This is a genomic window from Pararobbsia alpina (assembly GCF_902859895.1).
In the GTDB taxonomy this organism is placed as follows: domain Bacteria; phylum Pseudomonadota; class Gammaproteobacteria; order Burkholderiales; family Burkholderiaceae; genus Pararobbsia; species Pararobbsia alpina.
Genome location: NZ_CADIKM010000022.1, coordinates 25,945 through 40,741 on the forward strand (window position 1 = coordinate 25,945; position 14,797 = coordinate 40,741).

A 14,797-nucleotide genomic window follows, 5' to 3' on the forward strand; every position below is an offset into this window, starting at 1 on the left:
TACGCCAGGGCGGGTGCACATGGTGTTGCTGTCGCTGCCGGTCTAAGCCGTCAGTATGGTTTCACCGGCCAGCAGTTGCTCGACGGTTTCGCGGGCGCGCACGACGTGCGCCTGGTCACCGTCGACCATGATTTCGGCCGCGCGCGGACGCGTGTTGTAGTTCGAGCTCATCACGAAGCCATACGCGCCCGCCGAGCGGACCGCGAGCACGTCGCCAGCCTCGAGCGCGAGCGAACGGTCGCGGCCGAGCCAGTCGCCGCTTTCGCAGACGGGACCGACGATATCGTAGACACTGGCCGCGCCTTTGCGCGGCACGACCGCATCGATCCCATGGAAGGCCTGGTACATCGAGGGGCGGGCGAGATCGTTCATGCCCGCATCGACGATCGCAAAGTTCTTCGCGGAACCGGGCTTCAGGTATTCGACGCGTGTGAGCAGAACGCCCGCATTGCCGACCAACGAACGGCCCGGTTCGAACAGGACCTCGCGATGTGCATGGCCGCGTTCGGCAATGCGGTCGAGAATCGCGCGCACGAAGGCGCCGATTTCGGGCGGCTCTTCATCGTCATAGCGAATCCCGAGGCCGCCACCGACATCGATATGATGGATCGTCGCACCGTCGGACTCGACCTGCGTGACCAGTTCGAGCACCTTGTCGAGTGCGTCGAGGTAGGGGCTGATCTGCGTGATCTGCGAGCCGATATGGCAATCGATTCCGATGACCTCGAGGTGCTTCATCCGCGCGGCCGAGCGGTAGGTTGCGCGTGCCTCTTCGAAGGCGACCCCGAACTTGTTCGACTTGAGGCCCGTCGAGATATACGGATGGGTCTTCGCATCGACGTCGGGGTTCACGCGCAGCGACACCGGAGCTCGCAGGCCGAGTTCGCCCGCGACGGTGTTCAGCCGGTCGAGTTCGGGAATCGATTCGACGTTGAAGCATTTGACACCGACACGCAGTGCCGTGCGCATTTCATCGGCCGTCTTGCCGACACCCGAAAACACGATCTTGTCCGCGCTCGCTCCCGCCTTCAAGGCGCGCGTGAGTTCGCCCGCGGACACGATATCGAAACCCGCTCCGGCGCGTGCGAACACATTGAGCACGGCGAGATTGCTGTTCGCCTTGACGGCGACGTGGACGGTCGCGCGACGGCCCGCGCACGCGTTCGCGTAGGCGCCATAGGCCGTCTCGAGCGCGGCGCGCGAGTAGACGTAGAGGGGCGTGCCGAACTGCTCGGCGAGGCTGGCAAGCGAGACACGCTCGGCGTGCAGCACGCCGTCAGCGAAATCGAAGGGAAGGGACATCGTGTTATGGACTTTGCGAGGACGACGCCGCGTCTGCGGGCGCCGTTCTGATTAGAGGCGTTGAATCGCTATCGGATGAGCCTGCATCGGGTACGGAAGCCGCATCGGGAGCGGACGCGGGTTTGGGTACGGAGGCAGCATCCGGCGCGGAGGCCGCCTTCGAAGCCGACGCTTCGCTAACTGCCGAGGCGGCGCTTGCGGCCGCGGCGCCACGCGCCGGGGGAAGCGGCGGGACTTTCGGCAAATACAGCGCGCCACTCTGTCCGCACGAGGCCAGTGACGCAGCGATGGCAAGGAAAGCGACTACAATCGCGCTCAACCGAAAAACGACGCGCATGTCGGAACCCGGATCAAATAATCGGCGGAGTTTAGCATGACGGATAGTGAATACCTGGCCCTCGCGGAGGCGACACTCGATGCCATCGAGCGATCGGTCGACGCAAGTGGGGCGGATATCGAATGCGAGCGAAGCGGCAATGTGCTGACCCTTGAATTCGACGCGGGTGGCAAGATCATCGTGAATCTGCAGGCAGCCATGCACGAAGTCTGGGTTGCCGCGAAGGCCGGCGGTTTTCACTACCGCTATCGCGACGGGAAATGGCACGACACTCGCGACGACAGTGAACTCTTCGCCGCCCTCTCGACGCTCGCAAGCGGCCAGGGCGGTGAACCGGTCGAGCTCGTCGAGGGTTGATATCGCGGCGCTTCTCGTTGCCGGCGATAGTCGATGGCGCGTGTTGCCGCTGATGTGACCCACCGGTTCGAGCCACCGCTTACCGGTCTTTGCCGGCCGGCCCAGCTACCTGCGCCGGGTAAGTCGGACCGGATACACAGGTGTTCCCGCGCTCAATGGCGCCGGAACAGATCCATGATGTCCTGCTTCTCGTCGGGACTGACCGTCGTCGGCGGCGGGGCTTCGGGCGTCGGGAAGGCGCCCGGCGGCCCTGAGAGACCGGGCACGCCGCTCGCCTCGCCGGCGAGTTCCGCTTCGTCGACTCCGATGCTTGCGACAAAGCCGCTGCCCGGCGTGAACGCATCATAGTAGAGCTCGTCGTCCAGCGTCTCGACACCCGGCGGTTTCGGCCATTGATAGGGCGGCACGCCCTTGAGTGCCTGACGCATGTAGTCGATCCAGATCGGCAGTGCGAGGCCGCCGCCGGTCTCCTTGTCGCCGAGACTGCGCGGCTGGTCATAGCCGATCCACGCGATGGTCGCAATCGTATGTTGGAAGCCCGCAAACCACGCGTCGCGCGAATCGTTCGTCGTGCCGGTCTTGCCCGCGAGGTCGGTACGGCCCAACACATTGCTGTGCGCACCCGTCCCACGCTGCGCGACGGATTTGAGCAGGCTCGTCATCACATATTCATTGCGCGCATCGATCGCGCGCGGTGCATTGACCGCGGCTACCAGCGGTTTCGCGCTCGACACGACGCGCCCTTGAGGATCACTCACTTCAGCGATCAGATAGGGGTTGACGCGATAGCCGCCGTTCGCGAACACCGAATACGCGGTCGCCATCTGCAGTGGCGTGACGAGACCCGCGCCGAGTGCCATCGGCAGATAGGCCGGGTTGCGTGCGGCATCGAAACCGAAGCGCGTGATGTAGTTCTGCGCGTAACGTGTGCCGATGTATTCGAGGATCCGGATCGACACCATGTTCTTCGATCTCTGCAGCGCGGTGCGCATGGTGATCGGGCCGTCATAGCCACCCGCATAGTTCTTCGGCGCCCACGGTTCCTGTCCCGGACCGTTCGGCGGGAAATAGAGCGGCGCGTCGTTGATGATGGTCGCCGGTCCGAGACCCTTGTCGAGCGAAGCCGAGTAGATGAACGGCTTGAAGCTCGAACCCGGCTGGCGCCACGCTTGCGTGACGTGGTTGAACTTGTTCTTGTTGAAGTCGAATCCACCGATCAGGGCGCGAATCGCCCCGTCCTGCGGCGTCACTGAAATCAGTGCGGCCTCGACCTGCGGCAACTGCGTGATCGTCCAGCTCGCGTCGGCATTCTGGATCAGACGGATCACGGCCCCTGGGCGCACCTTGGGCTGCGCGCCCGCCTTCGCGGCCAGCATGCCGGCCGCGGGCTTGAGACCGTTGCCGCTGACGATGGCCACGCTGCCGTCCGACAGTTCCGCCTGCACTTCCTTGGGTGAGGAAGACACCACCACGCCCGCGACGATGTCGCCGTTGTCCGGATGCGCGTTCAATGCGTCGTCGATCGCCTGATCGCGTTCGCTGGTGTCGTCGCCGTTGGCCGCGGGCAGCTCGATATAGGCTTCCGGTCCGCGATAGCCATGGCGTCGCTCATAGTCCATCACCCCTTTGCGCACTGACTCGTAGGCCGCCTGCTGGAGTGCCGAGTCGACCGTCGTCGTCACGGTCAGGCCCAGCGTATAGGCCTCTTCGTGATATTGCGCGACCATCAGCTGCCGCACCATCTCGGCGAGGTATTCGGCGTGCACGCTGTACTGCGTGCGCGCGGTGCGCGTGCGGATCGGCTCGCGGATGGCTTCTTCGTACTGGGCTTCATCGATGTAGTGGACATCGAGCATTCGCTTGAGAATGTATTGCTGGCGAATCTTTGCGCGTGTCGGATTGACGATCGGGTTATAGGCCGATGGTGCTTTCGGCAAGCCCGCGAGCATCGCGGCCTGGGCCAGCGTGACGTCCTTGAGATCCTTGCCGAAGTAGACGCGTGCGGCAGCCGCGAAACCATAGGCACGCTGACCCAGATAGATCTGGTTCATGTACAGCTCGAGGATCTGGTCCTTGCTGAGGGCGGACTCGATCTTGTAGGCGAGCAGCATCTCGTAGACCTTGCGCGTGTAGGTCTTCTCGCTCGAGAGGAAGAAGTTGCGCGCGACCTGCATCGTGATCGTACTCGCGCCCTGTGCGCTTTCGCCCTTGGTCAGGTTCGCGATGCCCGCGCGCAGGACGCCCTGGATGTCGACGCCGCCGTGTTCGTAGTAGCGGTAGTCCTCGATCGCGATCACGGCCTTCTTGACGCTGTCGGGGATCTGGTCGAACGGAATGAAGCGCCGGCGTTCCTCGCCGAATTCGCCGATCAGCACGTGGTCCGCGGTATAGATCCGCAGTGGAATCTTGGGGTGGTAAGCGGTGATCGCATCGAGCGAGGGCAGGTTGGGCGCCATCACGATCAGGGCGAACAACCCTGCAAGCAAGGGTACCGCGACCGCGGCCACGATCAGCGCGACGAGCGCGATCAGGATCCTCGACAGCCATGAGCGTTTGCGCCTGGGAGGACGCCGGGGCGGCGGTTCGCCTGACACGGGAGGCTGAGGCGGTTCGGGCGGCGCAGGGGGGGCTGCGGGCGGCTGCGGTGGCTCGCGCGGCGCATGGGGACCTGCGGGCGGCTGCGGTGGCTCGCGCGGCGCAGGAGGGCCTACGCGCGGCTGCGGTGGTTCGGGCGGCGCAGGGGGGCCTCCGAGCGGTTGCGGTGGCCCGGGCGGCTGCAGCGGAGGGCTTAGTGAATCGTTCGGTTCCATGAAGTGCTTGAGCGCGAGACCGCTCGATTATAACGATCACCTTACGAAATGCTTTCCGAAAATCACTGGAGGCGCTGGAAAGTGGGCCTGAAGGGCGCAGCGCAATGGAGGAGCCGGTGCGCAGTAGGACGCCTTTGCATTGCCGACGAGCACACACATCGAGCGTGCGCATTGCCGGCGTTTTGTTAGCCGAACAGCTGAATGTTCGCGCACCTGTGTCCCCGACACAATCTCCATGGTCGATATCGCGCCCGGACGCGGCCGACAGGTCGACGCACCGGCGTCACGACGTACCGGTTCATCGACTTACCCACTTATCGACGTGGCGATGCACGGGTTCCCCCGGACCCGCGCGATCCATGAACCAACACTGGAGGGCACGCGGATGCGCAACTGGGTCAATGGCCCGCCGCTGAACTATGCGGCGGGAATCGAGATCGGCGTGAATGCAGTTCACGTCGTGGTGCTCGGATATGGGCGCCATTCCCGCCATGCTTCGCCATGGTTGCGGCTGCTCCACACGGGACGGGGCACCGTCGTCGCAGGCGCGACGTCCGGCGTCGACATACTCGAGCCGAGAGATGTCGCGAGCGCACTGGTCGATGCGTTCGGCGGCCCGCAGGAGGTCCAGGGGTGGTCAGGCGCACAGACCTCCGTGGGCCTGCCGCCGTCGACGGTTCTGACGCGGACCGTCACGCTTTCACAACTCACCGGCCACCGTGCCTCACGCGCGACGTGCCTGATGCCCGCGCAGCGGCGCGGCGAACCGACGACACTCGACCGGTTCGAGGAGGGGGTGCTTGCCGAAGCAGAGCGGATGATGTCCCTCGAGCGCAACGAATTGTGCGTGGACTGGTTTCGCGCTCCCTCGGCGAACGACGTCGAACAGGCAACGATCGTTGCGACCACGCGCCAACAAGTCCAGACGCGTGTGACGACCGCCGCGCTCGCGGGCCTTCGCGTGAGTACGGTCGATGGCGAAGCCGATGCGGCGCTGCGTGCGTGCCGCTATTGGGCACATATCCGGCATCCGGCCGCACGTGCGTGTGTCGCGCTATGGGCGGGGCCGGACGATACGCGCACCTGGTGCTTGCGCGACGGCGCGATCGAGCTGGTCATGATCGGCGATCGGGGGTTCGATATGGATCGACTGCGCGTATGGGCTCACCACGCCGCACCCGCGGTGATCGTGACGGCCGGCAGTGCGGCCGAGTTCGGCCGCCGCACGCCCGATCCGGAACATCTGGCCCGCGCGCTCGGCTGCGTGGTCGAGCCATTCGATCCCGCCCGGTGTTGTCCGTGCGTCGACCCGACGAAGAGCCTGCAGACCGGACCGCACTATGCGGTTGCATTCGGACTCGCGTTGCGGGGTGTCGAATGAAGCGCGCTTCGCCTCAGAGCCGGAAGCTCGGCTCCGGCTCATCCAGGGGGGGACGGCGGTCGTCGATCGCACATGGCGACTATTCAGCGCGTGTGCTCGTGCATCGCCGCGTCGCCTGCATCGGTTCGGAGTTCAGCCGATTCAACTTGTTTCCCTATCGACAGGTCGAGGCTCGGCGTGCGCGTCGCCGCTTGCTCGTCGAACTCGTGCTGGCCGCGGCGGTCGGCGGTGGCGCTGCGTTCGCGAATGAGCGCGTCGATCGCCATCGCGCCGTTGCAATGGCGTCTCGCCAGGCACGCGAGGTGAGCGTGCTGCGTGAGCGGCTTGTCCAGCTCAAGCCACGTGCCGCTCGCGCGGATCAGTTCGATGCCTTGCGCGAGCGCGATGGCCGCCGCCGCGCACGCATGGGGGATCTGAACGTGCGGCGCAGGCGAATCGCTGACTTGCTTGAATCGGTTGGACGCGTCGCGCCGGATTGTCCTGGCGTGGTGCTGCGCGCAATGGAAATCGACACCGGGCAGCTCTTGCTGGACGGTGCGGCCGCCGATGTGCAGGCCTTTGTTCGATGGCTCGGCGCGCTGAGGAAGCATGGAGCACTCCCTGCGCCCATCGTTGACGTTCTTGAGCGCGATGGATTGCACTTGCGATTTTCTGTGCGCGCCGATACCGGAAGTGACGCGGGGGGCATGCCGCCGGACGGCGTGTCCGAGGAGGGCGTGCCGCGGAGGCCGGCACCGGAGGGTGCGGGACGGGCGCGGGGAATGTCGAAGGATGGGCAAGCGGGAAAGGGTGCGGCCATGGACGGGGTATGAGAGACATGATGCCTTCTGCCGGTCATCGTGAAGCATTCGCGTCGACTTGCGTCCAGGCCTTCGTCGACGCAGCAGGCAGGCGTACCGGCGTGCCTGTGCATCGCTGGCGCGGGGGGCACCGCGTCGCTGCAGCATTGCTCGCGGCCGCCCTCGGGTGGGCGGCTGCGATGCAGCTCGCGCAGCAAGGTGGTGGGGAGCGCGACAGCGCGGTTGGCTCGGTTCGGGGATCAGGGAACGCGGGCGAAGCCGAACGCTTGCGAGCTGCTCTCGCGCATGAGCTCGCGCGGATTGCCTCGAGCGAGAAGGCCGAGGCTTTGCGAACCGGGTTTTTCGCCGACGCTTCGCTGAGCGACGATGACCTCGTTGAAATCCTGGGACGGTTGGCGACAGATGCGATGCTGCATGTCGAGAGCTTCAAGTCGGGTGCGCTCGATAGAGATGCCGATGGTGCGCAACGAAGCATGGCTATCACATTGAGCGGCTCTTACTTTGGTGTTGCATATTGGGTCGGCAGGCTTGGTCTGGCTGATCGCCCGATAGGCATCGACGCTCTGCACATCGAGCGTGAAAAGGCGGGGCGTTGGGTGCGCGTGAGCGCCGACTTGAAAGTTTTAGGTATGCGAACTTCCGTGGGTGACGTTCGAGTGGCCGGAGATCGATCGCCGCTGGAGGGGAATGCTCGTGTTGAGCAAGTCGTGGCTCTTGCCGATCCGTTTTCTTCCGAAACGCTCATCGCGCCGCAAATCGTCGGACGCCTGACCGGGGCGGGTCGAATCGTCGAAGTCGCTATGCGCGCCCGCGCACCTGTTGCGCAGACACCGATCGAGGGGCGTTTTCCGCCGCCGCAGGAACGCGAAGAGCGGACTGATTCGTCACAAGTGGAAGCGGCGCAAGCGGCGCAAGCGGCACAAGCGGCACAAGCGACACAAGCGACACAAGCGACCACGGAGAACGGCAATGTGTCGCATGTGAACGAGGACGTCGGGCAAACGGATCGCATCGACACGGACCGTAGTGAAGCGGTCCCGGCGGACCCGACTGTTTCGGAGGCACACGCATCATGAGATTGCGGACACGGCTCGCGCGAAACGACCGAAACGTCAGAGATGTCCGAAACGTCAGAGAAGTCCGAGACGTCAGAAGCGCACCGCGTCGCGGTGCCTGCCTGCGCGTGGCGGGCGGACTCGCAGTTCGGTCAGCGTTGTTGTTTGCCGCCGGTCAATGGTCGGAGCCTGCAGCATTCCCGCGGTCCGCATCGGCGCTTGCATGGGCGGCCTTGCCACCCTTACCGCCGGACCTTTCGCGGGATCTTCTTCGCGATGTTTCTGGCGACCTTCCGCTTGACGACTTACCGGACCATTCATCTGCTCCCCCGCGAGACTTGTCTCACGAGCGTTCCTCCAGCCTGGCGGGCACCGCGTCGTCCGCCGCGCGTCCGACAGGACGTGGCCGCCCGCTGGCGGTGGCGATTCCCGACGACGAACCGGTCTCGCTCGACTTCGACGACGCGCCGCTGCCGCTCGTACTCAAGTCGTTCGGCGAACTTGCCGGAGTCAATATCCTTGTCGCGGATGGCATCCAGGGCAGCGTCACACTGCATTTGAAGCAAGTCGGATGGCGCGATGCATTCGAGGCCCTACTCGATGCTCACGGCCTTGCCGTACGTCGGCACGGCACGATCCTCTGGCTGTCGTCGACGGAACAGTTGACTCGACGCGAACGCCGCGAGTCCGATGCGACCAACCGTCTGGCCGACGCCGAACCGCTCACGAGCACGATGTTCGAGCTTCACTACGTGCGCGCCGAGACCGCACGTGCCTTGATCGCTGGACCGGGCGACCAGCGCGTGCTGTCCCGGCGCGGCGCCGCGACGGCGGACATCCGGACCAACCAATTGTTTGTGAGCGATATCGCGCAGCGCCTCGCACAGGTCCGAGAAGTGATTGCGCGCGTCGATCGGCCGACGCGGCAAGTCCTGATCGAGGCCCGCATCGTCGAGGCGGAAGACGGCTTCTCGCGCAACCTGGGGACCCGGCTTTCGCTGCTCGGCGCGAGCCCGGCATTCGGCGGCTCCGGACATGCGACCTCGACCCGAAGCGTGCAGGACGGCACCCGCGAGAGTGCCGGCACCGGTGGTCACGGCCGCGTGAGCGGTGGCGGGGATGGCGGAGCAAGCGCACACGCAATGACGAACGTGGGCGAAGGCGGTTTAAACGTGAATTCAAGTTCGAACTCAGGCTCGGATTCAGGCTCGGGCTCAGTCCTAGGCCCAGGCTCAATTGGTGGTGTTGGTGGGGGCGGCGGCGGAGGTGAAGGTGAAGGTGGAGGTGGAGGTGGAGGTGGAGGTGGAGGTGACGGTGACGGTGGCGGTGGCGGTGGCGGCGGCGGAGCGTTCGCGGTGGTCGCCGGCGCCCTGGGTGCGATGTACAGCTTGCCTGCGGGCCCGCTCGCGGGCTTCGGCGCCGCGAGCGCGGGCCTGACCTTGCTGTCGGCCGGCGCGCGACGTGTGCTGGCGCTCGAACTCAGCGCGCTCGAGGCGGACGGACGCGGTCGCATCATATCGAGCCCGCGCATCATCACGGCGGACCGCGTCAAGGCCTTGATCGAACAGGGCACCGAACTGCCCTACCAGGCCAAGGTCGGCGAAGGCATGTCGGGCGTCCAGTTCCGTCGCGCGGGACTCAAACTCGAAGTCACGCCGCAGATCACACCGGACGGCCATGTCCTGCTCGAACTCGACATCACCAAGGACACGGTCGGCGCGACCACGCAGGCCGGCCCCGCGATCAACACCAAGCACGTACGCACGCAGGTACAGGTCGAAAGCGGGGGCACGGTCGCCATCGGCGGCATCTACATGCAGGACCAGCGGACCGATACTGTCGCAGTGCCGGGCCTCGGCTCGCTGCCGCTGATCGGTGCATTGTTCCGGCGGCAGGCCACGAGCCGTACGAAAAGCGAACTGATCGTCTTCATCACGCCCAATGTCGTCGCGGGGCCGCCCCTGCCTGCCCCAGCCTTGCTCGAAAGCGGGGCCACAATCGCCCCCTGAACCCTGGCCGGCGGGGCGCGGCGCGCCGGCCGGCAGCCTTCCGATTGTCCCGGGGCCGGTGGTTGCGACACTGCCGCCAGGATGCCCGCACTCGACAAATGCGGCGGTTTCCTCTCTAATTCGGCCGACTTGATTGTAATTTGCGAGGCATATTGTGGAAGACCCCAAGGCCCGCGCCAATGTGTTCTTCATCGGCCTGATGGGCGCTGGGAAAACCACGGTGGGACGCGCGGTCGCCAAACGGCTGGATCGGCCTTTCTTTGATTCCGACCTCGAAATCGAGGCGCGGACTGGCGTCAAGATTCCGTTGATCTTCGAGCACGAGGGCGAACAAGGCTTTCGCGTGCGCGAATCACTCGTGATCGACGACCTCAGCCAGCAAAGCGGCATCGTGCTCGCAACGGGCGGCGGCGCCGTGCTCGCGCCCCAAAATCGCGAATGGCTGAACCAGCGCGGTCTCGTGATCTATCTGCGCGCGAACCCGCATGATCTCTGGCTGCGCACCCGGCGCGACCGCAACCGGCCGCTGCTGCAGACCGAGGACCCGCGCGCGAAGCTCGAATCCCTTTATACGGTGCGCGACCCGCTCTATCGCGAGTGCGCGCACTTCACGATCGAAACCGGCCGGCCCTCGATCAACGCACTCGTCAACACGGTTCTCATGCAGCTCGAGGTCGCCGGGGTGTGGGTGCCGCCGTCTTCGGAAATTTCATAACCGCCATCGGCCGCCTGCGCGGGACATGACATGCGCGCAAGCACGGACTTGCGCGCGCATGCGTGGCGCGCCCATCGCCAGCCGCCCTGCGTCATAATGTCGAGCATGATTACCGTTACCGTCGACCTCGGCCAGCGTGCCTACCCCATTCATATCGGTCCCGCCCTGATCGATCGCACCGACTTGTTCGCGCCGCACATGCGCGGCGGGACCATTGCGATCGTGACCAACGAGACCGTGGCTCCCCTCTATGCGGACCGCCTCGAAGCGGCGCTCGCGCCGCTCGGCAAATCGCTGATCCGGATCGTGTTGCCCGATGGCGAGGTCCACAAGCATTGGGAAACCCTGAACCTGATCTTCGACCGGTTGTTGCGCGAGCGCGCCGATCGCAAGACGACGCTGATCGCGCTTGGCGGAGGCGTGGTCGGCGACATGACGGGTTTTGCGGCGGCCTCGTATATGCGAGGCGTGCCGTTCATCCAGGTGCCCACCACGCTGCTAGCCCAGGTCGATTCGTCGGTCGGCGGCAAGACGGGCATCAACCATCCGCTGGGCAAGAACATGATCGGCGCGTTCTATCAGCCTCAGGCCGTGATCGCCGACACGTCGGTGCTGCGCTCGCTGCCCGAACGCGAACTCGCGGCGGGGCTGGCTGAAGTGATCAAGACGGGGGCGATCGCCGATCACAGTTTCTTCAGCTGGATCGAGTCGAATATCGAAACGCTCACGCAATACGACGAGGCGGCTCTCGCAATCGCGGTGCGTCGTTCCTGCGAGATCAAGGCGAAGGTGGTGGGCGAGGACGAGCGCGAAAGCGGGCTGCGCGCGATCCTGAATTTCGGCCATACCTTCGGGCATGCGATCGAAGCGGGCCTCGGCTATGGCGAGTGGCTCCATGGCGAAGCCGTTGGCTGCGGCATGGTGATGGCGGCCGATCTGTCGGCCCGGCTCGGCTTGCTCAGCGAGAACGCGCGGGGCCGCCTGCTCAAGGTCACGCGCGAGGCGCATCTGCCCACGCGCGCGCCTGCGCTCGGCGACGACCGCTATATCGACCTGATGCGCGTCGACAAGAAGGCCGAGGGTGGCGAGATCAAGTTCGTGCTGCTCAAGCAGATTGGCGAAGCGGTGGTCTCCACCGTGCCGGAGGCGGACTTGCGCGCGACACTGGCCGCAGCGGTCTGATTCGTAAAAAGGGGGGGGCGGCAGTGAGCAGTACCACCATGCCGGACATGCAGTCGGCCTCGATCGACTGGGAGTCTCATCTGGCGCCCTACGCGGTGAAATCCGCGCAATCGCGCGGCCGCCGCCATCCCGAGCCGAAACCCGTCGCACGGACCGAGTTCCAGCGCGATCGCGACCGTATCATTCATTCGACCGCGTTCCGTCGGCTCGAATACAAGACGCAGGTGTTCGTCAATCACGAGGGCGACCTGTTCCGTACGCGGCTCACGCACAGTCTCGAAGTCGCGCAGATCGCGCGTTCGGTCGCGCGCAACCTGCGCCTCAACGAGGACCTCGTCGAAGCGATCTCGCTTGCGCACGATCTCGGTCATACGCCCTTTGGCCATGCGGGTCAGGAAGCGCTGCACGAATGCATGCGGGCCCACGGCGGTTTCGAGCACAACCTGCAGAGCCTCGCGGTGGTCGACCAGCTCGAGGAACACTACGGCGCCTTCGATGGACTGAACCTGTGCTTCGAGACGCGCGAGGGCATCCTCAAGCATTGTTCGCGCGAGAACGCACGGCAACTCGGTGAACTCGGCGAGCGATTCCTGCTGGGCAAGCAGCCCTCTCTCGAAGCGCAGATCGCCAATCTCGCGGATGAGGTGGCATACAACAATCACGATATCGACGATGGCCTGCGCTCGGGGCTGTTGTCGCTTGAACAGCTCGACGAGCTGAGTATCTGGCGCATTCATCGCGATGCCGCACTGGCTGCCTTTCCGTCGCTGACGGGGCGGCGCATGATCCACGAGACGATCCGCCGGATGATCAACACCTTGATCGTCGACCTCATCGAAGCGACCGCGGCGAATCTCGCGCAACACCGGCCGGGTTCGCTCGAGGAGGTGCGCAATGCGCCGCCGCTCGTCGCGCACGGGGAAGCGGTCGCCACGCAGGCGCTCGAGCTCAAACGCTTTCTGTTGAAGAATCTCTATCGCCACTATCGCGTCATGCGCATGGCCAACAAGGCCGGTCGCATCGTCAACAGCCTGTTCACGGCCTTTGCCGACGATACGCGCCTGCTGCCCCCGCAATATCAGGCGAAGGACCCGGCACAACAGCCACGGCTCATCGCCCACTACATCGCGGGCATGACCGACCGGTATGCGATCAAGGAATATCGAAAGCTCTTTGTCGTTGACGAAGGGTAGGGGATACCGTGTCGATCGATCGTCGCGATTCCTCGCCCGCTTCGTCCCTCTCATCACTGCCCACTTGGCCGTACCCGGCGCTCGTCGCCCACCGCTGCGCAGGCGTGCTCGCGCCTGAAAACACCCTGGCCGGTCTTGCCCAGGCGGCGCGCCATCATGTCGGCATGGTCGAGTTCGACGCGAAACTCTCGGCCGACGACGTGCCGTTCCTGCTGCACGACGACGATGTCGACCGGACCAGCAATGGTCATGGCCCGGCCGCCTCCCTGAGCTATGCGCGGATCGCCGCGCTCGACGCCGGTTCGTGGTTCGGTGCGGCGTTCAGCAACGAACGCATGCCGACGCTCGAGGCGGTCGCGCAGCGGTGCATCGAACTGAAGCTTTGTGCGAACGTCGAGATCAAACCCTGCCCGGGCCGTGAAGTAGTAACCGGCGTGCGCGTTGCGCAGGCCGTGCAGGTTCTGTGGAAAGATGCGCCCGTGCCGCCGCTGCTGTCATCGTTTTCCGAGGAAGCGCTGGACGCCGCGCGCCGCACCGCCCCCGAGCTGGCGCGTGGTGTCCTGTTCGGCCGTCCCCCGGGGGACTGGCTTGCGCGCGCGCAGCGGCTCGCCTGCGTATCCGTGCATTTCGACCACACGCAGATCGATCGCCTGCTGATCGACGCGATAAGGGCCGCCGGCTTTCGCACGCTGGCCTATACCGTCAACGATGCGGCACGCGCGCGAACCTTGCGGGAATGGGGTGTCGACGCGATCTGTACAGATCGCATCGACACAGTTAGCTTGTAGCGCTGTCCTCGTCAGGCAGACTTGCGGCCGATGACCGCGCCCACGATCAAGGCGATGCCTGCGAGCGCGGCCATGGTCTGCCACGGCTTCTGATGGACAAACTCATCGGTTTGGTCGAAGGCCGCCTTGGCCCGCTCACGGGCATGACCGCGCGTCGAGTCGAGCTTCGCGCGGACCGCGCCGATCCGCTCTTGCAACTGGTTGCGCAGCGTACCGAGGTCGGCCTGCGTGCCGTCGGCGAGGCTGGCCTGCAATTGGTCGAGCAAAGTCCGGAGTTCATCGCCGATATCGTCGACCGCGTGACGGCCGCGGCTTGCGATCCGCTTCGCGTGGCGGCGCGTCGCGTGCAGTGAATCATCTAAAGCATCTCGGGTGTGAAAAAACGCGGTCATGGAGTTCTCCTATCGGTGAACGAAAAGAACCGCGCAAAATGCGCGATGGAAACTGAAGGCAGCAAGTCCGGTGCCCGCCCATCGGGCATTGCGACTTTTCGCCGCTCTTGCACCTGCAAGGAGGCACGTGAGGCGACAGGGGGAAGCGCCTGCGCGGAGAAATGCTGGCGATGAATAAAATAAAGCGCGCAGCCAGTTTTACTGGTGAGCGCGCAGAGCGCTATTCGGATGGGTTAATTCGTCTCGCGTCGGCGTTTTGCGCGATGCCCAGGCAGCTCCAAGGCAAGCTGGAGACGAGCCGTAGCGGAGCTGCCGATTACGGGGCGTTACCGACATCATCGCTGTCGGACTACGCCGCCGGATAGTGGTGGGGAAGACTGACCAATCTGCCCAGACCATTGAGCAGACTGGGAAACAGGCCGCAAGGCGGACTATGCAGTGAACGTCGAATGGAGCGTGAATCCGACCACGACGCC

Annotated in this window: 13 protein-coding genes; 8 read left to right on the forward strand and 5 right to left on the reverse strand. The window is 65.0% G+C overall.

The window, feature by feature from the left end; genetic code table 11:
* Positions 1-42: 42 nt before the first annotated feature.
* Positions 43-1,302: a diaminopimelate decarboxylase gene (gene lysA / locus HV670_RS19445; protein WP_175106507.1), complete on the reverse strand. Its 1,260-nt coding sequence runs from the start codon at positions 1,300-1,302 to the stop codon at positions 43-45.
* 4 nt (positions 1,303-1,306) lie between these two features.
* Positions 1,307-1,639, reverse strand: a complete 333-nt coding sequence (lptM, locus tag HV670_RS32270) for an LPS translocon maturation chaperone LptM (RefSeq protein WP_175106508.1) — start codon at positions 1,637-1,639, stop codon at positions 1,307-1,309.
* Between the two features lie 36 nt (positions 1,640-1,675).
* On the opposite strand from lptM, the gene cyaY reads away from it, so the two are divergent.
* The gene (gene cyaY, locus HV670_RS19455) at positions 1,676-1,996 is read left to right on the forward strand and encodes an iron donor protein CyaY (RefSeq protein WP_175106509.1); all 321 of its coding nucleotides are present in this window, start codon (positions 1,676-1,678) and stop codon (positions 1,994-1,996) included.
* Between the two features lie 152 nt (positions 1,997-2,148).
* Here the strand turns inward: cyaY and HV670_RS19460 are convergent, their stop codons facing one another.
* The gene (locus tag HV670_RS19460) at positions 2,149-4,590 is read right to left on the reverse strand and encodes a penicillin-binding protein 1A (protein WP_246257716.1); all 2,442 of its coding nucleotides are present in this window, start codon (positions 4,588-4,590) and stop codon (positions 2,149-2,151) included.
* A 601-nt stretch (positions 4,591-5,191) separates the two neighbouring features.
* Between HV670_RS19460 and pilM the strand changes: the two genes are divergently transcribed.
* On the forward strand, positions 5,192-6,187 hold the full coding sequence (gene pilM, locus HV670_RS19470; RefSeq protein ID WP_246257718.1) for a type IV pilus biogenesis protein PilM: 996 nt from the start codon (positions 5,192-5,194) through the stop codon (positions 6,185-6,187).
* Between the two features lie 83 nt (positions 6,188-6,270).
* Here the strand turns inward: pilM and HV670_RS19475 are convergent, their stop codons facing one another.
* On the reverse strand, positions 6,271-6,777 hold the full coding sequence (locus HV670_RS19475) for a hypothetical protein (RefSeq protein WP_175106513.1): 507 nt from the start codon (positions 6,775-6,777) through the stop codon (positions 6,271-6,273).
* Between the two features lie 617 nt (positions 6,778-7,394).
* Between HV670_RS19475 and HV670_RS19480 the strand changes: the two genes are divergently transcribed.
* The 6 genes from HV670_RS19480 (at position 7,395) to ugpQ (ending at position 13,929) form a co-directional block, all read left to right on the forward strand.
* Positions 7,395-8,063 (forward strand): hypothetical protein, encoded by a 669-nt coding sequence (locus HV670_RS19480; protein ID WP_175106514.1) that lies wholly within the window; start codon positions 7,395-7,397, stop codon positions 8,061-8,063.
* Between the two features lie 317 nt (positions 8,064-8,380).
* The gene (locus tag HV670_RS19485; RefSeq protein WP_175106515.1) at positions 8,381-10,051 is read left to right on the forward strand and encodes a type IV pilus secretin PilQ; all 1,671 of its coding nucleotides are present in this window, start codon (positions 8,381-8,383) and stop codon (positions 10,049-10,051) included.
* Positions 10,052-10,250: 199 nt separating this feature from the next.
* Entirely contained in the window at positions 10,251-10,766 is a 516-nt protein-coding gene (locus HV670_RS19490; RefSeq protein ID WP_246257730.1) for a shikimate kinase, read from the forward strand.
* Between the two features lie 105 nt (positions 10,767-10,871).
* On the forward strand, positions 10,872-11,948 hold the full coding sequence (gene aroB / locus HV670_RS19495) for a 3-dehydroquinate synthase (RefSeq protein ID WP_175106517.1): 1,077 nt from the start codon (positions 10,872-10,874) through the stop codon (positions 11,946-11,948).
* A 38-nt stretch (positions 11,949-11,986) separates the two neighbouring features.
* Complete coding sequence (locus tag HV670_RS19500; RefSeq protein WP_175106562.1) at positions 11,987-13,141, forward strand: deoxyguanosinetriphosphate triphosphohydrolase; 1,155 nt, start codon at positions 11,987-11,989, stop codon at positions 13,139-13,141.
* 8 nt (positions 13,142-13,149) lie between these two features.
* Complete coding sequence (ugpQ, locus tag HV670_RS19505) at positions 13,150-13,929, forward strand: glycerophosphodiester phosphodiesterase (protein WP_246257722.1); 780 nt, start codon at positions 13,150-13,152, stop codon at positions 13,927-13,929.
* Between the two features lie 11 nt (positions 13,930-13,940).
* Here the strand turns inward: ugpQ and HV670_RS19510 are convergent, their stop codons facing one another.
* The gene (locus tag HV670_RS19510; protein ID WP_175106518.1) at positions 13,941-14,321 is read right to left on the reverse strand and encodes an ElaB/YgaM/YqjD family protein; all 381 of its coding nucleotides are present in this window, start codon (positions 14,319-14,321) and stop codon (positions 13,941-13,943) included.
* Between the last annotated feature and the right edge of the window lie 476 nt (positions 14,322-14,797).